This is a genomic window from Paraburkholderia ginsengisoli NBRC 100965 (genome assembly GCF_000739735.1).
GTDB classification, from domain to species: Bacteria; Pseudomonadota; Gammaproteobacteria; order Burkholderiales; family Burkholderiaceae; genus Paraburkholderia; species Paraburkholderia ginsengisoli.
On record NZ_BBJF01000004.1, the window covers coordinates 217,772 to 242,387 of the forward strand.

The following is a 24,616-nucleotide window of genomic DNA, read 5'->3' on the forward strand; positions in this document are numbered from 1 at the left end:
TGCTAGGATCGAAGAAAAGAAAGCGAGGAGATTTTTCACTCCCTCGTTCAATAAGAAAATAAACTGAGAGTGGAATATCATGATCAACAGTTTGTCGCGAATCAAAAAATTTGGTGTTTTCGACGACTACGCGAAACCAGCGGGCCTAAACGAATTTGGCGCGGTCAACATCATCTACGGATGGAATTATTCTGGCAAGACGACGTTGTCGAGGCTCTTCCAGTGCCTAGAAACAAAGGCGGCTCACCAGGACTATCCCGGAGCGCAATTCGCGTTGGTTGACGAGGACGGCTCATCGGTCAATCAATCCAACGTCGGCGCTTACGGCGGCGTTGCCCGAGTGTTCAACTCGGATTTTGTTGAGAAAAATTTGAGTTGGAACGGAGCGACGTTTCACCCCATTTTGTTGTTGGGCGAAGACACTATTGAGGCGCAAAACAAAATCGCGGCGAATGCGAAACTCATTGAACGGTGCCGGATGGCATATGCGAAACACCGAAGGTTGATCGATGAAACCGAACAGCGGATGAGCCAAGATCGGACCGCTGGAGCCAAACAGATCAAGATTCGCCTTTCGCTGGTCGAAGCGTTTACCGCTTCGCACCTCAACGGCTTGCTAGCTAGCTTTGATGCAGGCAAAGCGGCCGCAGCGCGACTCAGCGAAGAGGACTTGGCAGCGTGTCTGAAACAAGCCCTCGCTTCGGACAAAGACAAGCTTGAACCGATGCCTTTCGTGCGCCTTCAGCCGACGCTTTCTGGGTCGATCGCGAAATGCACGCCGCTGCTTCAAAGAGTACCGCAATTGTCGAGCACAATCGAATACCTTAGGGAGAACCCCGCCGTCGCCAATTGGGTCGAGCACGGGCTGACACTGCACAGCGAGGCGACAGCTTGCGAATTTTGCAGCGGGGAACTGACCAGCGAGCGCATGGGCGCGCTTCGCGCTCACTTCTCCAAAGATCTTCTCAATTTCAAGAACGAACTGAGCGTCGCCAAGAAGTCCGTCGACTTGCTGCAGTTGGAGCTAACGCCTATACAGAAATCGAGTTTCTATCCAGACTTTCGCGAGCAAGCAAGCGAAGCGCATCGAGAACTGCTGGGTGCGGTCGGCGCCTTCAACGATCAGGTACTCAAACTCTCCGCATCAATGGCTCGCAAGCTGGCGTCGAGTTTCGAGGGAATGGAGCTTCCAGAATTATCGGACGAACCTGAGAGAAACGTGGCTCGACGAGTGGCAGCGTTCAATGAAATCGTGGCGGCGAACAACGCGATCGGCGAGAGCTTCGGTAAGCTGAAAGCCGGCGCAGTAAAAAAAGCGAAACTGCATTTTGCCGCCGAGTTTTTCGCCGCAGAACGCGACTTGGGCGTCGCGAAGCGTCTCGCTCTGCATGTCGCGCATCGCGAAAGGATGGAGAAGATCGGAAAAGCGTTAAAAGCCGAAAGTCTGGAGCTGGAAGCTCAAATCAGCTTCGCGCAAAAAGGCCGAGAGATGATAAATGCCCGAATCTCGAATCTACTTGGGAGCGACGAGCTCCACATCAAGGTGGTCAAGGAAGGGGAGTCGGACCGGTTCCGGCTCGCTCGCCGAGAGGCGATCGCGAAAAACCTTAGCGAAGGCGAAAAGACAGCCATCGCCTTCGCGTTTTTCTTGACGAAGCTGGACGAGCTAGAAGATATCTCAAAATCGTTGGTCTACATAGACGATCCTATTTCCAGCTTGGACAGCAATCACATTTTCCAAGTCAATTCGATCATTCGAGAAACCTTCTTCAAGCAAGACGAGCCAAAAGGAGAATGGAAAGTCGCCTGCGCGCAGCTTTTCATTTCCACGCACAATTTTGAATTTTTCTCGCTTCTTCGCGAATTGCCAGCGAAGAGCAAAAGACGCTACTTCCAAACGAGGAAACTGTCACCGACTGTTTCTTCGTTCACGAATCTTCCAGCCTCGATCCTCAAATATTCTTCGGAATATCACTATCTTTTTAGCGTGGTTCACAACTTCCACAATAGCGCGGACAAAGGTGAGTTGGAAACACTGCTCGCTGTGCCGAACGCAGTGCGGCGATTTGTGGAGCTTTATAGCTACGCCCGCATCCCGCATTTCGTCGACGGAACCGTCGATCAGCGCGTCGACACCTTGTTTGGAAAGGAGAAGTCGAAACGAATTCTCAAAGTTTTGCATTATTTCAGCCATCTCAACGACATCGAGCGCTTGTCGAAGAACACAGACTTGATTTGCGACATCGAGCATGTCGTCGCTGATCTTTTCGAGTTGCTCGAAAAGGATCCGTTGCACTACGATGCCTTGAAGGCCTCCCTAACGTGATCGATGGTTGTCACGCGCGTGATCTAAGAGCGGCTCTCGCGCTGTCGCGAAGCACGCCGCTCACGCGCGCAGGGGCTAGAAAAGGTCGCATTGAACGACCGGTTGAATCCGCCAGTGCGACCGGACACCCGAATGTCTCGGTAACGGTGGCGTCGGGCGTCGCCTTGCGGCCGACTGTAAGCGCTACAAAAACAGCTTATGTTGCGCCATTTGGCCGACGAGGTTGCTGCTTGAAACTCTGCCGTTTTGCACTTTTGAGCACGCGAGTCTTCTCTGTCTTGAAGTTAGTTTCAGCCTTCGTCGAAAACATATCCTCCTCCGGCATACCTAGTGAGTACATTTCGCGCTCGCGGAGTTCTTCCTGTTTCAGATATTCTATGAATTTCTCCACCCGCTCTAGCCGAACTTTTACCCGCTCCACGCGCTCGCCTCGCGTGAAAAATTGATATTCCTTTCGTGCCGCTTCTGTTAGGTAGTTGCTGGTCTCTTCGCTAAAAATACCGCAATCAGTGCATATTAAATCGAGGTATGTGAAATAGTAGGCAAGATCGCCAAGCATATATAAACCATAGGCGGTGATCTTAATGCGATCGACAGATTCAGAATATGCATCCAGTCTATTATCGGACTCCACGAAGCCATGACGTAGCAGGACGTCTAGGTTTTTTTCGAAATCCTCCTGCATGCTAAAAATTTCTGCGAAGTAGGCTCGCAATTCGGCAGTTGCGAAATATGACGGCGCAGTTGGGTCAACTCCCTTTGCAAGTTTTCGCAAAATTCGTAGCGCAGTAAAATGAGAGCCATGGCGCGTCGATCTGAGCTGGTAGATATTGGGAATATCGCTCAGTGACTCTTCGTAAAAATAACGGTTCGGGATCATCACTGGTTTGATGACCTGATGAACCTGAAAGTTCCAAGTACGATTGGAGATCATCTCGTCCACGTTCGTGTAACCAGACAACAGAAAACTTCGGAAAAGATCTAGAGAGAGACGTATATCGCCGTGTGCACAAGCAGTCAAAAAATTATTCAGAGGTGATCTGTCGCTCGAAAATTCACGACTTAGAATTTTAAGGTAGGTTCCGCTGTCCTTGATAAAATCAAGATCGGCTTGACCAAGTTCATCGTCCTCATTGGGTTCGCGTTTTTCTAGGATCGTTACCGTATAGTCGAGGCGCTTTTTGAACACTTCCGCTGGGCGAGGTGAACTAATGTGAAAGCCGGAATTCTGAAAGGCATCCAACACCCCATGAATTTTGGAGTCGAAAAAGCGCTCCTCGCGCATCGATATCAAAGTTACACATTTTAGGCGATCAGATATTTCTTGCGCGGATGAAAAGCAAAAATCCTGAATCTCTGACGAATATTGGTCGGTGTTGTCGATAACAACGATTGCACCTCGCTCTTTTGTAGCCAGATGATTGACCAACCGCTCCGCGCAGTAGGCCATGTCCTGCTTCCATGTTGTGATCAGGGAGTTCAGTTTCAAATTATACGCCTCAGATGCCACTGGAAGTCCAGCTAGATCCTGCTTTCGTGCAGTCGAAAACCGGTCTGAAAACAGATCGCGCGTCAGTGTATCTCGATCGGCATCCAACAAGCCTTCCGTGTCAAGTTGCTTAACCAGACCCTGCCAGATAGCGGATCTAATGACGGCAATGTCTTCTGGCACTTTGAGCAAATCGACAATCGCTATAGCCGCATGTTCCCTCAGCCAACGTGGAGCGTTGTGATGTAGAAGTCGTTTTATAAACGTCGACTTTCCAGCGCCCTTTCCCCCGAACAGGACCAGCACCTCGCCTTTACGATTTTGCTTCAGATTTTTGGTCAATCGTCCGCCTAGCCGGCCACCTTTCCCCGTATCCTCGAGTTGCTGCACACCAAAAGACTCGAAAAACGGGGAGAGTGAATCATGGATTAGCGACCGCATCCCGTCCGACGTGCCTAGGTATTCTCGCTGAGACACATAGCATCGCTCCATGAACTCAGTGTCATCGTCCTTGATTACGCCGAAATATCGATTCACAATTGGACGAAGCTTGATCGCAAGGCGGTTTGCTGTAATTGTGTGCGAATAAGAGGAGATTTTTTCCTTTGGATAATAGACATTCCGGTCCTTCGGCGGAGCGCTACTAAGCAGTGTTGGTAGAGAGGAGCGCTCGGTGACGGCAACGAAAGACAGATTATTTGTCGCCTTGGTATACTCCTGCACGAAAAAACCGAGATTTCGCACCACAAACGCCTGCAGCGACTCCCAACGCTTCCCTTTTTCGAAAGTTTTAAAAAAAATCCATTCAAATCCATTGGTAATGCAGGCGTATTCACATCCACTATCAAAGCAATACGTTCTCACCTGCTGCATCGCTGCTTTAATATCTGAGTCGCTCAGTAGCTTAGCGATTGAGATGTAGCAGGAAGTCTCGTCAGCCGCGTGCGGAATCGGCAATTCGAAGAACACGCCTGCCCTCTTTGCTTCGATGAAAAGCAAATCATCGCCGTTCGTCTTCTTAAGTACATAGTCTGCGAAACCCGGGGCGATAAACTCTTCGACGACGACTCGATTTTTTGGCCATGAAAGGAAATCGTGAATAATGAAGTCGATGACCTTGTGACGCGTTTCCGCTTCATTTATGTCCCTTTGCGATGCATACTGCTCCACGCTTCTCAGTTGTTCCAGCTTGTCGTCTGTTTTCGATGTCTTGTGGTCTTTCATGGCGCCCCGGGAGTGTTCGCTTATTATTCACACTTACCCCGTGATAATAGCTCACCATTTCGTTTCGGTGGATCTGGTGCTCGACGCTCCGCCGAGCCTCCGAAGTTGATCGCTGACTATCTTCGCGAACGTCAGTCATGGCCGAACTCTTGCCGGCCGACACAACTGCTCGTACGGCCGTTCCAGCATCAAAGCTGCTTCACGAGCCACACCGGGTCGACGGACTGCTCCGGGTCGCAAGTACGCATCCGCTCGTGGTGAGACCGGTCATTCGCATCCGCCGACATGCGAATGGCAGGTAGGCGATCCATAGCCGCCTGACCAACGCCGATACTCGAATGACGGCAATGGCCGAACAGCACGCGTAGGCTGTCAGGCAGTTTTTAAGGCGAACTGGACGCTCAATTGACCATTCTGTCGGATTGGGGAAGGCTAGCAGTTGGCCGGACCCGGTCTGACGTTGAGCTAAGGCGATCAGGTATTGAAGGAAACGCATTCGGCACCTGTCGACTTGGAGCGAGCCATTAGATATGTAGAAAGCGGCCGCGACGATCGTGCTGGCGTAGGCGGAGAAACGCAACGCGGCATCGGCGTTCATGACCGTGGCGATTCCGGCAGCGGACGCAATCGTAGTGGAGAGGGAAACACCGGATACGTTGACTCGGCTGCTTGAAGCGCTGGGCCTAAGACGATCTGAGCATAAACTCGCACGATTCCGCATCGCCAGGATCACTCCGCTTCGAGCAGTTCTTTCAGCCTGTTCAGGCCGCGCATGACCTATTCCGTGTCGGCGGCGAATTTTTCACCGTTCATCCCTTGCACGCGAAACAGCGTACACATCACTTCGGTACCCGTACCATTTGCAACAGCGCGCGTTGGTACGTAAATCTCGCTGCCGTCGAGCAGTCCGACATAGCGATCGAGTACGCCGTATGCGTTAGGTTCGGTGAAGCGAATCTTCATGGGACCATTCTCGCCTTCGAATCGCCAGACGGTTCCTTCGTTGCCGAGACCCGATGCCCAGCACGCGAACGAGGCGGGCGGCGCCATGAAGTCATACACGTCTTGCGGGCTCCATGAACCTCCCATCCCGAGAAGCCGGGAAAATGCAGCGGCAAGAAAATACCTTTCCGACCTGCAAAGACATGAGAGACTGGATGAGCCTTGCTATCACAGGTACTTTTTGAAGCTGCCGACGGTGACATCAACGGATAGTGCCAGCAGTGCAGCACTCGGGAGCAGAATCCACAGCGGTTGGACGCTCACGGGCAGCGCGAGATAGACGAACCAAGGCAGCACCACCAGCGGCATCAGCGTGGTCTTCGCGCGATGATGCAAAAATCCCGATTCGCGCCCGGCGCCGAAGCGCCGGATATCCCGGCGGACCAGCCCGTCGATAAAGCCGGTGAAAATTGCCGCGAGAAAGAGCGGAAGCGCCATGACGAGGATGAGAAGTCGTACGAGAAACACCAGCACCGTATAGGCCGCGGCGAGGATGTAGTCCTCCAGATGCACGGCAACCTGACTCAGGTAGTAGCGAAGGTCCGGTGAGCGGTGCTGGCTGGCGGCGCCCGAACGTGTCGACGCGTGGCGAATCCAGTCGAGTAGCCCGCTTCTCACGAAGAGCCAGTCGTAGCCGCGCTCGATCAGCCAGTGCGCCGTGCGCCCGGGTTCATGAATCAGCACACTGCGGGTAAAGGCACGGGAAATCTGCGTCATCTCGAAGTCCAGCATGCCCTGGGCGTGATGCCAGCCCTGTGCAGGCCAGAAAAAGTGCATGCCGACGCATTCGACGAGAATGCACACCATCAGCGATCCGCACATCACGCCGAACAGACGGAAGGGCAGCGTGATGAGGCTGGCGATCAGCGATTGCTGGCGAACCTGCTCCCGCTGTGCAGTGGCGGCCGGATCGCTCATGTCGTCGGCGCGTCACCGGTCGCCATCTGCCGGAAATCATCGATCAGGTCGGCGGGCAGCGTCTGGTCCTGCAAGCCGGGCAGGGCACGGCTGTCCCACCACTCGCCGGCCTCCACGTAGTGCTGGCGCATACGGGCGGCTAATTCCTGCAAATCCTTAGGCATGGCCTCATCGGGGTCGGGTGTCGGGAGTGGCATACGGACCTTCCAGAGCTGACCGCCCTCGATCAGCGCGAAGCATTGTCCTTTGGGCAGCGACACGACGTGTGCCGGCTCGATCAACGGCACGCTCGAGGTCGTCACGCGATCCTGCGTGTTCGAGGTGAATGCCGTATTGCCGTGTGGATCGGAACTGTCCGTGGCGCCGCTAACCAGCGAGGTCATATACACGTCGACCTTGGGGAGTTGTCGGGTCAGCAGTTCGGCCGTCGCGGTCTCGCGCACGCGCAGCATCAGCAGGTTATTGAAATTGCCGATCACCTGGCCGGCTTTCGCACGATTGCCAATACGCGCCTCAATGTCCGAAAGCGTCTGCGTGTAGGCCGTGACCTGAATACCGGCGCCGCCGCCCTTGTTGACCATCGGAATGAATTCGTCGCCCATCAGTTCGTTGAACTCGTCGGCGTGGACGTTGATCGGAATCCGCTGGCTGGTGGAGGCGCCGGGCAGACCGTCATCGATACCAAACTTATAGATGTGCCCCGCCACCGATACCAGGTCTGAAAACATCGAATTGCCCACCGCCGCGGAGACTTCCGCATCGGAGAGGGCATCGAGGCCGACATAGACGACCGCGCGTTTGCGGATGATCTGCATCCAGTCGAAGATGGGGCGCGGGTCGTTCAGGTCTGAATAGTTCGGTGCGAGCAGTTGGGCGATCTTGCCTGTGGTGAGCTTTTCCAGGAGAGGAAGCAACGACGCGACGATCTTGTCGAAGTACGTACGGTCATAACGAACCGCCGAACGCAGCCCGTCGAGCACCGGGTCGTAGACCCGCACCTGCGACAGGTATTGCTCGATGGCCACAACGCGCTTCTCCCGGCCGATCATGTTGCGCGGGATGGTCTTGTCGTTGAGCTTCGCTTCGAGCTGGACGATGATTTCCCAGGCCTTGGGCTCGGTTCTGGCGAAAAACTGCGCGGCATACTCCATGAACAGCGCGTCGATGTTGATCACGTGGCGCTGGATCAGCAGGTAGTCCGGGCGCTGTCCCAGCTCCACCAGAGCGCGAGCGATGATGTTCACGAACCGCCAGGCGAACTCGCGAAACGCCGCGCTGTTGCCTTCACCCGATAACTGTCCTGCAATGCGCGTGGCGACTTCGGAGATACGTCCGAACCGTCCAACGGCGTTGTAGCGGGCTGAGATATCCGGCCAGCCGAGGTGGAACACATAGAACTCGCCGTCGCGCCCGGCGCGCTTCGCTTCGACGTACATGCGCTTGAGCAGATCGGCGTCCCCCTTCGGATCGAAGACGATCACCACTTCATGTTCGCCGTTGACCTTGCGGCGAATGTCCTGGGTGATGAAGAGTTCGGCCAGCCGTGTCTTGCCCACGCGCGTTGTGCCCAGCACCAGTGTCTGGCCAACCCGCTCGCCGAGCGGCAGGGTGACGTCGATCTCGTTGGGCTCGATGCCGTGCAGGCGCGGCAGACCGCCCAGGGGCGGCAGTGGGCGTACGGGATTCAGCACGCTGTCCCAGCGGGTCGCGCGGGCCAGGCGCGCCAGGGGCGCCGGGGCGAATTCCAGTTGGGCCTCCAGCCGTCGGGCCGTGCGATAGGCTCGCGTCGGCTCGACAAGCCGCCGGAATTCGGGCCGGTAGGTTTGCATGAGCCGGTGCGTGTGCTGGGGCTCCCAATGAAAGCCGCGCCCGATGAACAGTCGCTGCTGGCTGACCGGCACATCGCGGCTGGTCATTACGTAGTGAGGCAGACGGCGGATATGGCGGCGGTAGCGAAGGATCACTCGGGCCTCGCGCCATCGCACGGCGCCGAAGATCAGGAAGGCGAGCGCGGTGCCGATGGCAAGGGCCGGACTGAGTGCCAGTGACCAGGGGGCGATGAGACAGAGAGCGGCGGCGGCACCGCAGATCGCGACGGTGTAAAGCTCGACGGCCGGGCGCAGCAGAACTTCGACCGCATGCCGTTGTGCCATGTCACTGTTCGATGCCGGTGGCGGTGATCAGCACCGGATAGTGCTGAAGTCCGAGGCGTTGTGCCAGATCGTCGCCGGGTGTGGGCGCCAGGGTGAGGCCCGGTGCCAGACGTCGCAGGTCATCCAGAGCCGCGGGCGATTCGACGTTGACGACCAGACCCACGGCCCCGAGCTTGCGGAGCGTGTCGAGCCTGTGGTGTATCCAGGCTCGCGAACGGGCATCGTCACCGATGACAAAAACCGGACTGAGCCCGGGCGCCTGGATTGGCCGATGCGCGACACTGCCCGGCGTCAACTGCGCCGAGTGGACGGGCAGCATGTCGGCGTCCGTGAATGCGCGCGTGGGTGGCGCCGAAGGTTGCGCGGTGGTGGAGGGTGTCGCTACTGCGTCAGGTAGCAGATTCAGCGCGCGGTAGTACGGCAGTGCGGATACGCCACCGTGATCTTCAACGACGACCGGCGGGTTTTGTATCGCCTGGGCATTTACCTGAGCGCATACGCAGCTCACGGCAATCAGACACGGCAGGCGCCGTAACCAGGGATGACGGTCTAACATGGGGTGGCAGCCTCCAGGTGATGTCGTTCGTGGGTTGATCAGACAGTGCACGGATGGTGCGCTGATGAGTGACCGCCTACCTGGGTCAATCGGGAACGTCGTCCTACCGGATTGACGCGCTGATGGCGATGTGGACAAAAATCGGTTCAGGGGCGGCCCAGCGCGGCATTGCCGTCGAGTACACCCACCAGGTGCTGTCGCACGCTGCGGCGGTAGCGCGCGGCTTTGTCGCCTCCCGCCGGTCGATGGTATTTGCCGATGGCGACGAGCCAGTCGTCTCCCGGCGTGTGCAGCTCGCGCAGGATGGCGGCGGCGATGGCAAGATTGCGGTACGGGTCGAGCAACTCGCAGGGTTGCGCATAGCGGCGCATCTGATAACCCAGATTGACCTGACCGAGGCCGGCGTCGATACGGGTCGCGGGGACCGATGCGAGCGCGTGTTGCAAAGCGGTGCACGCGGCGCTGAGCGTGGCGTAGCGATACGGCGCGCCCGCGATATTGAGCGTCCACGGCCACGGAATGAACCGGCCACGCAGGCGTATGCCGCTTTCTTCCAGCGCGATGGCGAACAGGACGGACGACGGGACGCCGGCCTCGTAAGCCGCGAGCTGATAGGCCGGAGGCGGCACGTCGTACGCTGCCGCTGGCGGGACATGGCAGGCCAGCGCGAACAGGCCGATCACGCCGGCGAGGCGCCGCGCTACTGCCGGCGCCATTGTCCGCCGACTTCCTGTACGACGGCGGGCAGTTCGCCCTGGCCGCCAATCGACAACCAGCGACCGGCATCATGATTGAGCGTTACCGTGTGTGTTCGGACTTTGGCAGGATCGATACCGGCGTGCTTCGCCCATACGCGTACGAGGGCGTCATCCTGGCGGCTGCCCACCAGATAAACATCGAACGCCGCGCCTGCCGACTGAAGCTGCTGCACGCGCGCATCGCATGCCGGACAGTCGGCCTTGACGAAGACAGCGAGCCGCCCGGCCTCACCGTGCGCCGCGGTTGCCGCGATTGCCGTGAAAGGCCCGGCGCTCGCCAGATTGACCGGTTGCAGAGCCGGATAGAGCCGCTTCCAGGCGGCATCGTAGGCTTGCTGGTAGATCAATTCCTTCTGTACGCGTTGCGACTCGAACTGCACTTGCAATTCCGCATAGTGCTGACGCTCGGCGCCCGAGCGTGCCTCGATGCCTAAAGCGGTGAGGGGGTCGAGGTTGGGGGCGGTGACGCCCAGCGGACCCTGCATCAGTTCCCCGTAGCGGGCCCATTCCTCGGGGCGTAAGCCCCACGCACGCGCGGCGCTTTCATCGGGGCGCGTGCTGAGCGACGCCTGCATCTGGCTTGACGTGACTCGGGTGTCGGTGGTGCGGGGCTGCTGGGCGAGGGTCGGGCACGCCGCACTCAACGCGCCGATCAGCACCGTGGCGGACAGGCGCGAGTGAACCGGGGAGCGGATCATGGGGTATTTCCAGGCACAGGGAATGGATACGCCCGGCCGTTCATCCGGAAGGTCACGGCCTTGCCGTCGATCGATTCGAGCAACCAGTTGCCGTCACTGTCGCCCGCGCGTAATAGCCGCTCTTCGCTCAGTGGCGAGGCGGCGCTCGGTGCGATCGACAGGAACGGTTCGCCGCCGCGCAGCTCGATGCCGCGCAGGGCGAAGGGGGGCGTGACGATCCTGGGTGAGGCGCGACGGCGCGGCGCGACCGGCTCGGGCTTCTGATGAAGCGCAGCCAGCTGGGTTTCGATCTGGCTGGTCCTGGCTTCCAGTTGCGTGAATGCGTCTGCACTCGCGCGCGTGTCCAGCGCGTGTTCGACCCTGGCCATACGGTCATCCGTCGCTTGCCGTGCGCTAGCGAGCTCGACCGGGCTGACGGCGGGCGGGCGTTGTTTGAGAAGGGCGAGCTGCTGCTCAAGGGCGGACTGCCGACGCTGCAAGGCGGCCATGTCGGCCACCTGTACGCTTTGCTGCGTGCGTTGGGTCAAGCGCGACAACGCCACATGATCGACCACGCTTGCGATACTGATCAGGATGAGCCAGCTCGCCATGACCACGCGGAGCGTTCGAGGACGAAGTGCGGAGGCGACAGGAGGTGGAAGGGTCACGGCTGAGCCTCCTTCGTTGAAAGAGGGGCGGCCTGTACGACCGGAGCCGGGATCGCAGGGGCGGATGCCGCCGACGGCACCGACGCTGGCGCGGTTGATGACGGCGTTACACCGGCTGCATCAGCGCGCGCGAAACAGATCGTGCGCGTCGAATCATCGCTTTGGAGTTGCCATGCGGGACCCGCCAGCGTTTGTAGGGCCTCGCGCAGCGTCATGGGGCCGAGACGCAGGTCGACGGCAGGCAAGGGCAGGGCGTAAGGCGGACCGGCGCTAGCGTCTTCGCACAACCGATATCCCGAGCGAAGGAGCAGATACCGTAGTGCATCGCCAATCGTGGCGCTGACGGCACCCGGCATGGTGATATCCACCACCTGCTGCAGCAGGTCATGCTGTCCGGCATCGGCACCGAGTTCAACGAGGGTGTAGCGGCCCGAGCGGATGACAGGGATCGACGTGGTGCGCTCCGTGGTGGCCTCCGGTGCCCAAGCGGGTTCGCGTTGTCCGGTAGCGCCCGGAGAATGGGGCGACGGGCTCGTGCATCCGGCGCTCAGGCCGATGGCGGCCCATAGGGCCGCGATACGGGTGAGGTTCCGGCATCGGCCGGATCGGGTCATGGCGCGCATGGGCGGGTTCCTGGAACGTCCAGTTGCCACCTTCGCTCCACAGTACACGTGCGTCAGCCAGGAATGAGCACTGGTCGATACCGCATTCCTGGCAGGCGCGTCGGTTGAAACGGCAAGCGACACTTGCCCGCTTCGGTGCCGTCCAACGTCGAACATGGGGGAGTAGAGCCAGACACGAAGGGGCCAACTTTGCCCGATCCCACGGCTGCCTTTATCATTATGAGAATAGGTAACAGGTATGGTATGAAGTTGTCGCCGAAGGTGCGCGGAAAACCACGCATATGCCCATCGAACACGTAAGTAAAAATAGGAGAATTGAATGGCAAGCTATCGCGAACTCCTGAAGCAACGCGAGGAACTTCAAAGACAAATCGAGGCGGCGAGGGAGCAGGAAGTCGCAGCGGCAATCAGTAGGGTCCGCGAAGTAGTTGCTGAGTACGGGCTCACACCTGAGCAAGTGTTTTCGCGATCCAGTGCAAAATATGGCCCGAAACCGGGAACGAGGCCCGCCAAATATCGCGACCCGGCGTCCGGCGCGACGTGGGGCGGGATGGGCCGTGAGCCGTTGTGGATCAAAGGGCAGCCGCGCGAACAGTTTTTGATTAACCCCTGAGCCGACGGAAAAGACGACGACGCGCGATGGGTCCCGCACGTCAGCCTGTATGCAATAACACACAAGCCAAAATGAGCAAACAACAGCAGTTTCTCTGGGCGGTCCAGACAGCACTCCTGGCAAACGCGATCAACCTGTCATTAGAGCCTTCCAACGCGATCTCAAACCGCCACATCATTTCAGCATCGGGGACGCTCGGAACATTGGGGGATGCGCTGTACGCGAGTGAACGGATTCCAGATGGCCTGTCGGCGATCGAAGCAGCAATCGATTTTTGCGACTATATGCTGGCGAATCTGAGAGAAGACAGCGACACAGTGCCTTCGTGGTTCGCCCGAAGCTAAGGTACAGAGAAGGGGACATGGCTGAATTTATCCCGCCGCAAGAAGAGGTCGGAAGGCGTGGGCATCTGCCAAACGTTCCCGCCACGCTCGTAGAACTGCACAGGCTGGTTTCGATATTCCTTGCCAGTAGGGGCTTCGCTGACCTTATCAGGGCTGCGACCGGACATGCTGCGGAACGACATGATCCAGTGTTTCAGTTGCAGCAGGTCGAAGAGGATGAAATATCGAGAATATTGCTGACACTGGCGATCACGGCTCGGGTAGTGGACGATGCGAATAATCGCCCGCTGGACCTGGTCGCCGGGGCGTGCGGGACCCTTGTGCCTGACAGTCAGACCCCGGATGTATGGCGTCCGTTAGAGCTGCGCGAGGCGTGCAACAAACTGATTCACGCCGAACGCCGCCGATTTGACGTTGAGCACACCGCGGAAGGACGGCCATATTTCACACCTGCACTCTACCTCTACGGCCTGCAAGGACGGACCCAGTGGAAGGCCACACTTGATGTGATTGCCTTCGCCAGGGAATATACGTCCTGCGTTACAGCCCTGTAATTTCGACTTGGAAAAACTGGGCGGAACCGAACATATGGAGACAGTCATGAAGGCACGCCACAATGCGCAAAAGCTCATTCAGTGGTTGCATCAACATCAGCCCGCTACGGTTGCTCAGATCGCGGCGAACGGCGTAATGAATTCGCGCGACGCTTCTGATGCGGTCCAGTACGGTGTGCGGCACGGCGTGCTCGAACGGGTCAAGCGCCCTGATGCAAGTGCGAACGCGAGAGTCCAGTACCGGTTGACGGGACAGGCACTGCCGGTCCTCAAGACCGCGGCGGCTCCGTCATTTGACGGGCTACTCCAGGCATGGGGCATCGCGCGCACACCACCACAACTGGAAGCGCGCACGTCGCGCAAATTGGAATTGGTCGGGTAATAACGGACAAACCCCATGAATCCCATTGTCACAAGCGCGCTTTGCGCGGGCCTCGTTTTCGCTGGGGGCGTCGGCGGAATTGTGTTGCACCGTTTGCTGCCAGAGACCCACCAGACGACAGAAACCCGTGATGTCGTTCGATTGGCCATCGGTATGCTATCGGTCCTGGCGTCACTCGTGCTTGGACTGTTGATTTCGACGGCGAAGGCATCGTCGGACGGCACGGACCATGATGTCCGCAGCTTTTCAGCTGATGTGATCCTGCTCAGTGAAACGCTGCGCGACTACGGGCAGACAGCGGCGATTCCAGCAGGGCTGCTGCGAGACTTTACGGTGCAAACGATTCAGGACATTTGGCCAACAGACGAGGCTCCTGCAGAGTTGGCCGACGAGCGGACAGGGCAAATACTGGAACACGTTCGAGAGCAGATTCGCGCGCTGCAGCCGGTGGATACGGGTCAACACTGGCTTCAGGATCAGGCACTGCAGATTGTCACGTCGTTGATTCGGCAACGATGGCAGTTGATCGAACACCAGGGGCCGAACATTCGCCCGATCGTCCTGGTCGTGCTCGTATCGTGGATTACGGTAATTTTCGCGAGCTTTGGATTCAATGCGCCACAGAATGCAACGGTAGTTACCGCGTTTCTGGTCGGTGCATGTGCCATTGGAGGCGCCGTGTTCCTGGTCCTGGCGATGGACAATCCATTTCACGGCCTCCTGAGAATATCGCCGATCCCGATGCAGAATGCACTTATCCATGTGACGTCGTGGTCGCGATAGTCCTGATTTCATCGCCAACCCGGGAACTGTATTCAACAGACGCGCCAGCACGAATCGCCCCGATAGCTATAGGAGCAGCCGACTATCATCGAGTCACGGGCGCCGTGGTGTGTGTGGATGTCGTAGATGAGCTGATGCAGACCTCGTCACCTTCCCGTAACAGTACTTATCACGTAACTGGAACTCTCCAGGCCCCGTTATAACGAGACAGCCCCCGAAGGGGCTGTCGAAGGCTGAGCCAGATTTAATGGACGAGCTGTCGTGCGAGTGCGACCTCGACCGAATCGCCATCCGGGTTCAATACATCGAGCCCCGACTCCGGCACGTCTCCCGACGTGCTTTGCGATACCAGGATCTTCCTGGCCATCAGACCGAGGCAAGTCATCTGCGACGTGTCCGCATAGCCGAGAAAAATCACCTTCACGGGTTGCTTCTGCCCGATACGCCATGAACGCCGTGCGGCCTGCTGCAACGAATACACGTTGTAGCCCGACTGCATGAACACGATCGTTGGAAACTCCAGCAGATCGAGACCGGTTTTGACGAGCTCCGGATTGGTGATGAGCACGTCGATGCCGCGGTCCAGTTGCTCGGCGATCCAGTCTTCCCGGCGGGAGGCATCCACGCTTGCGCGCAGCACCGCCACCTTGAAGCCTTCCTGTTCGAGCAGCACCTTCAGGCGTGAGGTCGTGTCGCGTGTGCCGGTATAGACGCTATAGACCAGGGTCTTTCGACCGGCGGCCTTTTCCTGCCGGCAGATATCGACAAGCTCACGCTCCTTGGGCATCACCTCCAGCTCATTGAACTGCGAGGGCGCAAAGGCCAGCAGCTCGCGGGACCGGGGGTGTTTGACCGTCTCCGTGCGAAAACACGTATCCGGCCACGCCAGCAGCACGTTCAGAACAACACCGAGTAGCGTCGTGTCGCGTTTGGCCAGCGCCTGCTTCAGCGCCAGCGTAAGCGTGCCCGCCATCGTGCGGTAGGCTTGCGCCTGGCCGGTGGTCATGGCGACCTCACGAAACTCCTCGTCGTAGGGCGGCAGCACATTGCCACCGATGTCCTTCAACTTCAGGAAGACCGTGAAGGGCAGGACGCAACGCAATACACCCTTTGGACCAAAACCCGGCGCCTTGACCGTGCGCACCGATACCCTGGTGCCTTTGGCGGTCTTGTGTGCTGTGCCCTTGTTTTCCGAATAGATATCCTTGAGCACGCCATGGTCGCGCATGAACGCCATCGCAGCCGACGTCATGCTGCCTTGCTTCGTTGGCCGGTAGCCGTCTTCGATCATTCGCCCAGGCAGGGCACGGAATAGCAGATAGAAAAGGTCATCGCCGTAGCCGCCCATCAAGGTGCCGGTGAGCAGAAGCGTCTTGCGTGCTTTCGCCGCCAGCACACCCATCGCCTGGCCCTGGGCAGAACCGCCGTTCTTGTACTCGTGCGCCTCGTCGGCGATGAGCAGGTCGAACGTGCCCTGGGGTAGTTGGCGTTTGATAAATTCCGAAGGCTGGTAGCCACCTTCGCCGAAGCCGAACTCCATACTTGCCATTGCGCGTTCCATGCGATGCGCCTGCCGATCAGAAAACACCAGCTCGCCGTTACCGTCCATCAGGTTGATGAACTCGTGGATGTTGTCCCCGAGCATCGACGCGAGAAAGGCATCGCCGAACTTCTGCATCAGTTTCTGTGCGGTGATTTCGCCGATCGTCGGAATACGCTTTAACGCTTTGAGTACGGCGGAGGATTGATCACTGGCGGATAACCCCCTGGGTCGAATCAGTGTCCAGAGTGCAGCCTCGCAGTCACTGCATTTGCGGCGGGATTCCTCCGCTTCGAGTTCGACCGTATTGAGCGGTTCGCCGTCCGGGTCAGTGATGATGTGGCCACAGTGTGGGCAGACACCGATCAGTCCATGACGGGTTCTCCGCTGTACGAACGACGGCTTCCAGTGAAAGCCCATGCGCATGCGCACACGTCCAAGGACGAAGAATTCCTGGCCCTGGGCGGGTACACCCAACTGCTCGCGCAGCTTCAGCAGTTTGACAAGCGTATCCGGGCCGTTAAGCACCCAGACCTTGGCGCCCGCCACCGTCTCCTGGATCTCACGCCGCCATTTGTAGACGAGATGCGGCGGAGAGAGGACCAGGGTACGGCGGTAGCCTTCGGCATTGAGTACGGCCGCCGTGGCGATACCGACGGTTGTCTTGCCGCAGCCCATCTCACCGTTCACGATCGCGGCGCGTTCGCCACGATCAATCAGCAGCTCGGTGACGGCGTGGACGACATCGGCTTGTGCCGGGAACAGCTGGCGTTTGAGACCAGCGATGACGCGCTGCCGATGGCTTCGCGGCAGACCCGCATAGACGGGCGGATTGGCGCGGTTGAGTGAATCGAGCAGATCGTCGCCGAATTCCGTGACGAAGTCCGGCAGACTCACGGTGAGAGGATCGGTGGCCGTCTCGAGCAGGTCGCCCTGCACGGTGGTGTTCTGATCGGGTACGAGGTTGGTGGACATGATGTGCTCCTGGGAAAAGCGGAGCACGCACCGTCCCCATGGGGCGATGGCATGCCCCGAGGGTGAAAAGAAGGGACCAGCGGAAGAACCGGCCTGGTGGAGAGTCAAGATTCGTCTGGGAGTCGAATCGTGGTCACGCTGCGATCGGCTTCGGTGATGATCCAGAGCGTGATGTCGGATGCGATCCGATACGATGAAGCGAGGCGACCATCGTTGCATAACGACACATCGTTGAAGAGGCGATCTGCTTCGCTGATGTCGCCCCAATCAGTGTTGAGGTGACGCCGCAGATAGAGCGCCGCGAATAGACGGCCTTGCATTTCAAGTGTCTTGACTCCGGGACTAACTTTAAGCCGACCGGGATTGAAGCGGGGATCGCCGATGGCGACGCAGAGTGAACCGAATTGAAAGATCAACATCATGATGCACAGCTCCAGGTGAGGGGCCGCGACACCCCATCGGGGTGGCATGGCCCCGGTGGGTGGTGGTATGAGCAGGATCAGTATTCGTTGGGCAGCAGCAATGTCGTGACGCTGCGATCCCATTCGGTGATGATCCAGAACGTCAGGTCAGAATCGCCCTGATAGCACGAGAACAGGCGATCTTCGCCGGATATCAATGCGGCATCGTTTCGCCGTTGGCCGCCGAGGCCCACGTCGCCCCAATCACCGCTGAGATGGCGGTGCAGGTACGAGCCGGGATTGAACCGGCCTTGCTGGACCAGCTCATTGATCCCGATGGTCATGAGGATGCGGCCAGGCGAGAAGCGCGCATTGGGAATCAGGCTGAAGAGTGTTTCTTCTGCCATGTCGAACTCGTTGAGGATGGAGGGGGCACGGCATCCCCGCGGGGTGACGTGACCCCAGTGGGTGGATGGAGTGACGGCGAACCGTCAGGGATAGCGATTAGCGGATGGTCAGCACTTCGCCTGTCGTTGGCGAGCCCGGTGTCATGTCCCAGGCGCGGATGACCGGCACGAACCTGTCGGTAAGAATGCGTGTTTCGGCCACGGAGCCGTCGTCACGTTCGGTGTACTCCGTCTGGTGGGTTTTCTCCTTGTGGGTGTCGCCTTTCACGACGAGCGTTCGGCCACTTTTTGACTGCACGACACCTGAAATCGCACCCGCGGCCAGAGCCAGGGCTAGATGCCAGTGGGACAATGCGCGCGCGGGTGGCCGCAATGACTGCTGTGCGGCACCGAGATACGTGTCGAGCATCGGCCAGAGTCCGCGTAGCCGACCGACTTCGTCGGCGAACTGCTCGGGCTCCATCGTGACGCGATAGAAGTGCTCCGGTTCGGTGGGGCTGACGGGAACGGTGTACGGCAGGAACGGCCATTCGAGCGGCAACTCCTCTGCTTCACCATCGCCTTGCCCGATCTGCAGCAGCAAACCGCGTGTGGCTTTGACTGAATCCGAGAGTTGCTCGCGCTGGCGAATCCGGCGTCCGAAGATGACGACCTGCCTGAACTGCGTCTCCACCGCACGGTAGATGCGCAGGTCAGCAAAATGGCGCGTCAGCCATCCGACCAGCTCGGCGTCGAGCACGTAGGACGGTACGATGAAGATCAGGACGCCGCCATACTGCAATAACGGCAGCGCGCGCTGATAGAACAGCTTCTCCAGCCGGGCGCGCCCCTGACCTTGATAGCCGATATTGCCGTTGACGTCCCTGGACAGGTCGCCATACGGTGGATTCAGCCACATCAGTCCGAAGGCTTGCCGTGAGATCAGCGTATCCATCAGGTCGCCGTGCAGGCAATGATTGACCAGTTGCCGGGCGTGGTTCGCACGCTCGGCGTCGTACTCCACGGCGAACGCCTGAACCTGCTCGCGCCCGAGGATGTGAGCGGCTTCGGCGATCGCCACGCCTTCGCCGGCGCAGGGATCAAGGATGCACATGGGGCCGTTGGCCGGTGCGAGAGCAGACAGTGTCCGCTCCAACGTAGGCTCGTCGGTGGGGAAGTAACCGTTCTTGATGAAATTACGCGCAAGGCGCGGGAACATGAGAGCCATGGAGTTCTCCTGATAGACGGATGAAAGAGGGCGGGCACACGCGGCGTGCGTGCCCCGGTTGAAAAGATCACGCGACACGTCGAAGCGGTGCGTTCGCGGCCAGTTCGTACTGCGATGCACCAAGCGTGCCGTGACGGATCAAGTCGCCCAGCGCCGACGTCAGTACCGGTATGTTGAGTGCCAGCCGATGGCCTTCCAGCGGCCCGAGGGCGAACGGAAGACGGGACAGCATGTCCCGCGACTGCAACAGATCCAGCACGATCTCGCGCCAGTGGTCGAGCAACGGCAATGGGCAGGTGTCCTGCACTAGCGTCCATAAACGATCGAGCTGATGGGCAGAACCCCGGGGGAGTAGGGCCAGTGCGCTGGCGTTGGTTTTATCGGGCTTCACACAGCGGCGATCGAACAGCCACAGGTGAACCATGGAGCCGAACAGCGTGCGCCGGAATGCACGCGTGCTGCGCTTCTCCAGGTGCTCGACGTTGCCGACGAAGACCGGGATCGAACTGCCCTGTTCGGTGACGATGTGAAACTGGTCCAATCCCTGCGCGTCGCGCCCGAGGGTCAGGCGGGCCAGAAATTCCTGGACGGCGGTGTCACGCGCCCAGACGGACAGGAATACCAGATTGCCGTGTTCGTCACTGACGCAGCCGTCGGCCATCAGATCGGGGCATTCGTCGATGCGATACAGCGGGGTGGAAGATGAAGGTGTGGGCATGGTGATGTCCTCGAAAGAAAAGGGACAGCACTTGCCCGATGGGGCAAGGCCTGCCCCGTGGGGTGAGAAAGACTCTGTTACTCCGGCTCGAATGGCCGGGTGTGCGGCTTGGGAATATGCATCTCGCGGGATCAGGTCACGCCTGGCGTAGCTGGTGCGGTTGGTGTACGGCGGCGTGCGTGATAGGCACGCACACCTTCGCGCCACCTGACCGACTGCTCAGGTGCCATTGCCAGATAGCTGAGCGGGCACGAGTAATAGAACGGGTGCATCGACTCGTCCATTGGTTTGTAGCCCACCTGGCGCCGGAACCCTCCAGCAGGTAGCAGGCGATGAACGTGCTGGATTGCACGGCATCCAGCTTGATGAAGTCCGATCGCGTGGCTGTGATCCGGATGACGGACCACAGCACGTTGCCGCGCAGGGTGTAGGCAGTCGTTTCGTAGCATGCCGCATCGCTGTTGTCCGTTCGGGTTAGCTCGCGGATCAGCTCGCTGCGGGTGCAGTTGGAAAAAGTCCAGCCCATGAAGGTCTCCTTGATGAAAAGGACCGGAGCGCTTCCCATCTGGGAAGAACCCCGGCGGGTGGTGGGATGTCGGAATCAGGCAGCAATCGCGAGGTGCCAGTCCTGGGACAACGGTGCGAACTCGTAGCCCAGCACACCGAGACGGTCGCGCTGCTCACGCAGCACGCGGCGATCGACGGTGGAATCGAGCTTGACGATCTTGCCCAGTGGCCACAGCATGCCGAACAGTGCCGCGTCGTTTGCCTCAGCCGAAGCCTCGATGGACGTGGCGGTCGGCTCGGTGCCGAACGGCGTGGTATCGACCAGCGGATGACGCGGGTTGCAGGGCTTCGCCGGGGGTGTTGCCCTGGGCGTTGCCGCAGCGGGTGCCTGCGCTTCCTCGTCGATCGGATCGACCTCTTGCGGACTCATCTGGCGGGCTTCGTCGCCGCTCAGGGCGTCGATGTTGGAGAGGGTCATGCCGCCCAGGTGAGCGCGGATCTCGATGACCATGCGACCATTGGCGTTGTACGTAGAAGGGCGAATCTCGGCGATGATGAAATCGCCGTCGTACTTGCCTTCCTCATATTGATCGAGTTCGGCGTTCTTCACGACGAACTCGCCAATGGAGGTCGCCAAACGACCGACGTTAAAGTCGCCATTGCGGCCATGGATAGTCTTGATGGCCAGTTGGCCGGGGAGGGTAATCATGGAAGCCTCCTGCTGAGAACGGGCGGTCGCGTACGGCCCGCACGGATGTGCTGGCTGCGCGACTTTGTGGGAAGGAAATAAGGCCCCGGAGAACGGGGCCTTATGGATCAGAACGACTCGCCAGCGGCGAATGCAGGAGCATTGGCCAGTGTCTCGTCGGCAGAATCGGCGGCGGATTCGGATGATTCCGGCGTCGGTGTTTCCTGCTCGATGGGTCTGTCAGCAGCCACTGGGGCTTGCGCTTCATGCTCGTTGGTGTCGGCCGACTTCGGTTCAGCCTTGTAGAGCAGCGTGCCATCGACCTTGATCCAGCTGATGAACAGCAGGCGTGCCTTGAAGCTCACACCCTGTTCACCCGCTCGCTTGCCCTTGGAATAGGTGAACGTATCGGCCCACAGATCGCCCAGGCGAAACGCGACCAGCACTTTCTTCTCCGCGTCGACTGCGTCGGCACAGCGGCGAACCAGGTGCTGTGCGTCCGAGCCCGATACGCGCGTGTCAAAACGCACATACGAGACGTCATCGCTTGGGCCGTTCAGTGCTGCGATATCGCAGGCCAGGAACGCATCGCCTTTCTTGGGCTTTACTTCGCGAATGCGATTCAGATACCCGAGACCGGTGATGTGCAGATCAAAATAGCTCTTTGCGTTGGATGAGGTGGTCATGGTGAATCTCCTGAAGGAAAAATGCGGAGACACACCGACCCGGTAGGGAGGTGTGGAACCCCCGCGCGGGTTGATAGACGGAAATGGCATCACCATCGATAATCCGATGGGCGTTCGCGTTTGATGCCTGAAGCGAACTGGTGTGATCAACACGGTCGAAACCGCGCCGTAGCCTTGAAGATCCTGGGAATGGCTACCTGGGCATGTTGCTGACCGGAGTCAACAGAACATGCGTTTAGGGTATCCATGGGGCGTATGTCCGCGAGTGAGAATAGGAAACGCAGGTGCTCCGCTTTCGATGCGCGTGACGAGGGCGAATTTCTGATGAACAAAAAGGCACATCGCCGATTCCCGGAGAAGGCTGCCCGGATCTTGAGGAAAAATAGTGGTCATCTGCGGAAGCCTAAAGCCAACTCAACCTTCTCCTATCAGCGCGGCGTGGAAAATGAGCGCAGATTGCGGAAAGTCCTCGACACACCCTAAGAGAGCAGATTTCGCTTCGCAGCGAACGCTGCAGTTTGATTGTGCTGCACGAGCACGACTATTTTTTGGCTCTCGGTTATCAGCTGAGCCCTCCATAGGGACTTCCACCAGTGCACTTCACGTCACGTCCGAATCCTCGATTGTTTGCTACAGTTCTGGTCACATTTTCAAGAGCAATCGAAACGTACAATGGCTTGCCAAGCCTTGAATTTAACCACACAAATTTAGGCAATCTCATCGCTGCCAAGAAAGGTGGTTGCGCGGCAACGGTTGCTATTTTTCAACTAAGAAATCTGAAATAAGCAGCCGACAGCACGAAAACTGAATATGCCGATTGATATCAACGCCGAATTCATCATTTCAGTGGCACCAAATGTTCATCTTTCCGGGCGTGCGAAGATTAGTGTCCCGTTTCGGGGCGGTCCTCATGCGCAAGTCGACCTTGATCTGTCAGGTCGTCGCTGCAGTGTCCAGCTATCCGACCTTTGCGTCGAACCCGAAGTCATGTTCGCTCTTGCACAAACTGGGACGCCCGTTATCCGAAACGACTATCCGCCTGTACTAAACCGGTTGGAGGCTGAAATAAGGTCAACGGCCGAGGTGGTGCTGCATGCCTGGAAATACCTTTTGGCGCGGGACGCGATGATTCCCGAGGGAGCACTGGCCGGCGACAGGCTGAAGTGGAAAGAATCGGCCAGCAACGAATGGAAAAGTTTTCCGTCCTGGGTGCACGGATCGACCACCGTTCGACAGGTTCCCGTACTGACAGGAGCCACAGCAGAATCCTTGCAACAGATGATCGCCGATGACGTCAAACCGCTGGTCGGCATGCGTTATCTTCACCGTGCGAAAGCCGAAGCGGACCCGCGGTATCGGTGGGTCGACGCGACTATCGCAGCAGAGCTATCCATCAAGGAAATTCTTCAGATGGCACGCCCGGAAACTGAGGTCTTGTTTAAACACTTTCCTTCTCCGCCACTGAGCAAACTCTACGGCGAGATACTTGATGCGTATCTCGGTGAGCGCTCGCCGTACCTCAAGGCACTCAGTTCCGGCGCTGAGAAACGCAACGCGCTCATACACAGACCTATCGCCACTGATATTGATGCAGTAACGGCGCAGGAGTACGTTGGCAACGTCGAAGCTGCGATATTCCACGCGCTCGCTCTGCTCTTCAAAGGCAAATGCTATTTCGACCTCTGGGAGAATCTTTACTGTGGTCCGCGCTAGGCGTCTGACCATAGATCGACGTCCGGCCATGATGGCCGAACATTCGGCAGCAAGACGACCAGACGGATGGCCGTGGTGTCGGCCAGTGGGGCGATGCGCGCGTCGCGCTCGACCGTGATGTCTGGTAGAAAACAGACCTTGAGGTTTTTCAAGGTGATGCGTTGCTGCTGGATAAGCACATTCATAAAGATTCCTTTATTGATGGTATGGGACATGCCCCATCCGGTTGGGATGCAGCGTGGACGCACGGGCACCGGTGCCGTTGGGGCACATGGCCGTGGTACTGATGCGAAGTGAACCGGCCTATGCCAGTCGCCCGATGCAAGTGTGCGAGTGCGCGGGTGGCGGCCTCGTGGCTCACGAAATACTCGTGGGATTCACGTGAAACGGGTTCGCCTTCGTGGGCCGTGCCGAGGTAGTAGCCCGCGGCACTTTTCAGGATCTGCAAGGGCAGGCGTAGATCTTCATACGTCAGGGCCAGATAGCCGATGCATGTGCGCGCGGTTGATTCGGTCTGTACGGGTGAGGAAGCGTTTGGGGACATGACGGACTCCTGAAGATCAGGAAGCACCACATCCCGACGGGATGCAGAAACTTCCCGTGAGGTGGATAGGACGGTTGGAAAAACATGCATCAACGCCAACGGCTGGCGTTATCCGCCTAGACGATGCAATGCGGACTGGAGCGGTCAACGCAGAACTGAT

The 24,616-nt window shown here is 58.6% G+C and carries 25 protein-coding genes; 7 read left to right on the forward strand and 18 right to left on the reverse strand.

Features of this window, described 5'->3' with window-relative positions; all coding sequences use genetic code 11:
• The first annotated feature begins 79 nt into the window (after window positions 1-79).
• Entirely contained in the window at window positions 80-2,326 is a 2,247-nt protein-coding gene (locus BGI01S_RS05075) for an AAA family ATPase (RefSeq protein WP_042322963.1), read from the forward strand.
• Between the two features lie 196 nt (window positions 2,327-2,522).
• On the opposite strand, the gene BGI01S_RS05080 is transcribed toward BGI01S_RS05075, so the two are convergent.
• From BGI01S_RS05080 to pilL2, 9 genes are all read right to left on the reverse strand, one after another.
• Window positions 2,523-5,039, reverse strand: a complete 2,517-nt coding sequence (locus BGI01S_RS05080) for an ATP-binding protein (protein WP_052400417.1) — start codon at window positions 5,037-5,039, stop codon at window positions 2,523-2,525.
• Window positions 5,040-5,816: 777 nt separating this feature from the next.
• Window positions 5,817-6,128, reverse strand: coding sequence for a hypothetical protein (locus BGI01S_RS05085; RefSeq protein ID WP_042322964.1), 312 nt, complete (start codon window positions 6,126-6,128; stop codon window positions 5,817-5,819).
• 81 nt (window positions 6,129-6,209) lie between these two features.
• Window positions 6,210-6,959 carry a TIGR03747 family integrating conjugative element membrane protein gene (locus tag BGI01S_RS05090; protein ID WP_042322965.1) on the reverse strand — a complete coding sequence of 250 codons (750 nt, stop codon included), beginning with the start codon at window positions 6,957-6,959 and terminating at the stop codon, window positions 6,210-6,212.
• A complete protein-coding gene (traD, locus tag BGI01S_RS05095) occupies window positions 6,956-9,112 on the reverse strand; it encodes a type IV conjugative transfer system coupling protein TraD (RefSeq protein ID WP_042322967.1) in 2,157 nt (718 codons plus the stop codon). Before traD ends, BGI01S_RS05090 begins: the two co-directional genes overlap by 4 nt.
• A 1-nt stretch (window position 9,113) precedes the next feature.
• Window positions 9,114-9,668 (reverse strand): integrating conjugative element protein, encoded by a 555-nt coding sequence (locus tag BGI01S_RS05100; protein WP_052400418.1) that lies wholly within the window; start codon window positions 9,666-9,668, stop codon window positions 9,114-9,116.
• A gap of 146 nt (window positions 9,669-9,814) precedes the next feature.
• Window positions 9,815-10,384 carry a lysozyme family protein gene (locus tag BGI01S_RS05105; RefSeq protein ID WP_042322969.1) on the reverse strand — a complete coding sequence of 190 codons (570 nt, stop codon included), beginning with the start codon at window positions 10,382-10,384 and terminating at the stop codon, window positions 9,815-9,817.
• Window positions 10,369-11,124: a TIGR03759 family integrating conjugative element protein gene (locus BGI01S_RS05110; RefSeq protein WP_042322971.1), complete on the reverse strand. Its 756-nt coding sequence runs from the start codon at window positions 11,122-11,124 to the stop codon at window positions 10,369-10,371. The genes BGI01S_RS05105 and BGI01S_RS05110 overlap by 16 nt, the downstream gene beginning before the upstream one ends.
• Window positions 11,121-11,714 carry a hypothetical protein gene (locus BGI01S_RS05115; protein WP_052400419.1) on the reverse strand — a complete coding sequence of 198 codons (594 nt, stop codon included), beginning with the start codon at window positions 11,712-11,714 and terminating at the stop codon, window positions 11,121-11,123. Before BGI01S_RS05115 ends, BGI01S_RS05110 begins: the two co-directional genes overlap by 4 nt.
• 53 nt (window positions 11,715-11,767) lie before the next feature.
• A complete protein-coding gene (gene pilL2, locus BGI01S_RS05120; protein ID WP_084585273.1) occupies window positions 11,768-12,394 on the reverse strand; it encodes a PFGI-1 class ICE element type IV pilus protein PilL2 in 627 nt (208 codons plus the stop codon).
• 319 nt (window positions 12,395-12,713) lie between these two features.
• Between pilL2 and BGI01S_RS05125 the strand changes: the two genes are divergently transcribed.
• From BGI01S_RS05125 to BGI01S_RS05145, 5 genes are all read left to right on the forward strand, one after another.
• The gene (locus BGI01S_RS05125) at window positions 12,714-13,007 is read left to right on the forward strand and encodes an H-NS histone family protein (RefSeq protein ID WP_042322976.1); all 294 of its coding nucleotides are present in this window, start codon (window positions 12,714-12,716) and stop codon (window positions 13,005-13,007) included.
• A gap of 71 nt (window positions 13,008-13,078) precedes the next feature.
• Complete coding sequence (locus BGI01S_RS05130; protein ID WP_042322977.1) at window positions 13,079-13,351, forward strand: hypothetical protein; 273 nt, start codon at window positions 13,079-13,081, stop codon at window positions 13,349-13,351.
• A gap of 17 nt (window positions 13,352-13,368) precedes the next feature.
• A complete protein-coding gene (locus BGI01S_RS05135; protein ID WP_042322979.1) occupies window positions 13,369-13,905 on the forward strand; it encodes a hypothetical protein in 537 nt (178 codons plus the stop codon).
• Window positions 13,906-13,951: 46 nt separating this feature from the next.
• Complete coding sequence (locus tag BGI01S_RS05140; protein WP_042322981.1) at window positions 13,952-14,287, forward strand: hypothetical protein; 336 nt, start codon at window positions 13,952-13,954, stop codon at window positions 14,285-14,287.
• Between the two features lie 15 nt (window positions 14,288-14,302).
• Window positions 14,303-15,070, forward strand: coding sequence for a bestrophin-like domain (locus BGI01S_RS05145; protein WP_042322983.1), 768 nt, complete (start codon window positions 14,303-14,305; stop codon window positions 15,068-15,070).
• A 244-nt stretch (window positions 15,071-15,314) separates the two neighbouring features.
• Here the strand turns inward: BGI01S_RS05145 and BGI01S_RS05150 are convergent, their stop codons facing one another.
• The 8 genes from BGI01S_RS05150 to BGI01S_RS05185 all read right to left on the reverse strand — a co-directional run bounded on the left by BGI01S_RS05150 (window position 15,315) and on the right by BGI01S_RS05185 (window position 22,199).
• Window positions 15,315-17,585, reverse strand: coding sequence for a helicase-related protein (locus BGI01S_RS05150; protein ID WP_042322985.1), 2,271 nt, complete (start codon window positions 17,583-17,585; stop codon window positions 15,315-15,317).
• Window positions 17,586-17,689: 104 nt separating this feature from the next.
• The gene (locus BGI01S_RS05155; RefSeq protein WP_232624348.1) at window positions 17,690-18,007 is read right to left on the reverse strand and encodes a hypothetical protein; all 318 of its coding nucleotides are present in this window, start codon (window positions 18,005-18,007) and stop codon (window positions 17,690-17,692) included.
• Window positions 18,008-18,084: 77 nt separating this feature from the next.
• The gene (locus BGI01S_RS05160; RefSeq protein WP_042322987.1) at window positions 18,085-18,393 is read right to left on the reverse strand and encodes a hypothetical protein; all 309 of its coding nucleotides are present in this window, start codon (window positions 18,391-18,393) and stop codon (window positions 18,085-18,087) included.
• A 97-nt stretch (window positions 18,394-18,490) separates the two neighbouring features.
• On the reverse strand, window positions 18,491-19,600 hold the full coding sequence (locus BGI01S_RS05165) for a DUF6094 domain-containing protein (RefSeq protein WP_042322989.1): 1,110 nt from the start codon (window positions 19,598-19,600) through the stop codon (window positions 18,491-18,493).
• Window positions 19,601-19,667: 67 nt separating this feature from the next.
• Window positions 19,668-20,318 carry a hypothetical protein gene (locus BGI01S_RS05170; protein ID WP_042322991.1) on the reverse strand — a complete coding sequence of 217 codons (651 nt, stop codon included), beginning with the start codon at window positions 20,316-20,318 and terminating at the stop codon, window positions 19,668-19,670.
• Between the two features lie 136 nt (window positions 20,319-20,454).
• On the reverse strand, window positions 20,455-20,844 hold the full coding sequence (locus BGI01S_RS05175; RefSeq protein ID WP_456299628.1) for a hypothetical protein: 390 nt from the start codon (window positions 20,842-20,844) through the stop codon (window positions 20,455-20,457).
• 75 nt (window positions 20,845-20,919) lie between these two features.
• The gene (locus BGI01S_RS05180; RefSeq protein ID WP_042322994.1) at window positions 20,920-21,534 is read right to left on the reverse strand and encodes a DUF3275 family protein; all 615 of its coding nucleotides are present in this window, start codon (window positions 21,532-21,534) and stop codon (window positions 20,920-20,922) included.
• Between the two features lie 107 nt (window positions 21,535-21,641).
• Window positions 21,642-22,199, reverse strand: coding sequence for an STY4534 family ICE replication protein (locus BGI01S_RS05185; protein WP_042322996.1), 558 nt, complete (start codon window positions 22,197-22,199; stop codon window positions 21,642-21,644).
• Between the two features lie 810 nt (window positions 22,200-23,009).
• Here BGI01S_RS05185 and BGI01S_RS28925 point away from each other — a divergent pair.
• Window positions 23,010-23,912, forward strand: a complete 903-nt coding sequence (locus tag BGI01S_RS28925) for a hypothetical protein (RefSeq protein WP_157004120.1) — start codon at window positions 23,010-23,012, stop codon at window positions 23,910-23,912.
• On the opposite strand, the gene BGI01S_RS05195 is transcribed toward BGI01S_RS28925, so the two are convergent.
• Window positions 23,909-24,127: a hypothetical protein gene (locus BGI01S_RS05195; protein WP_157004121.1), complete on the reverse strand. Its 219-nt coding sequence runs from the start codon at window positions 24,125-24,127 to the stop codon at window positions 23,909-23,911. The genes BGI01S_RS28925 and BGI01S_RS05195 overlap by 4 nt on opposite strands.
• Window positions 24,128-24,616: the final 489 nt, after the last annotated feature.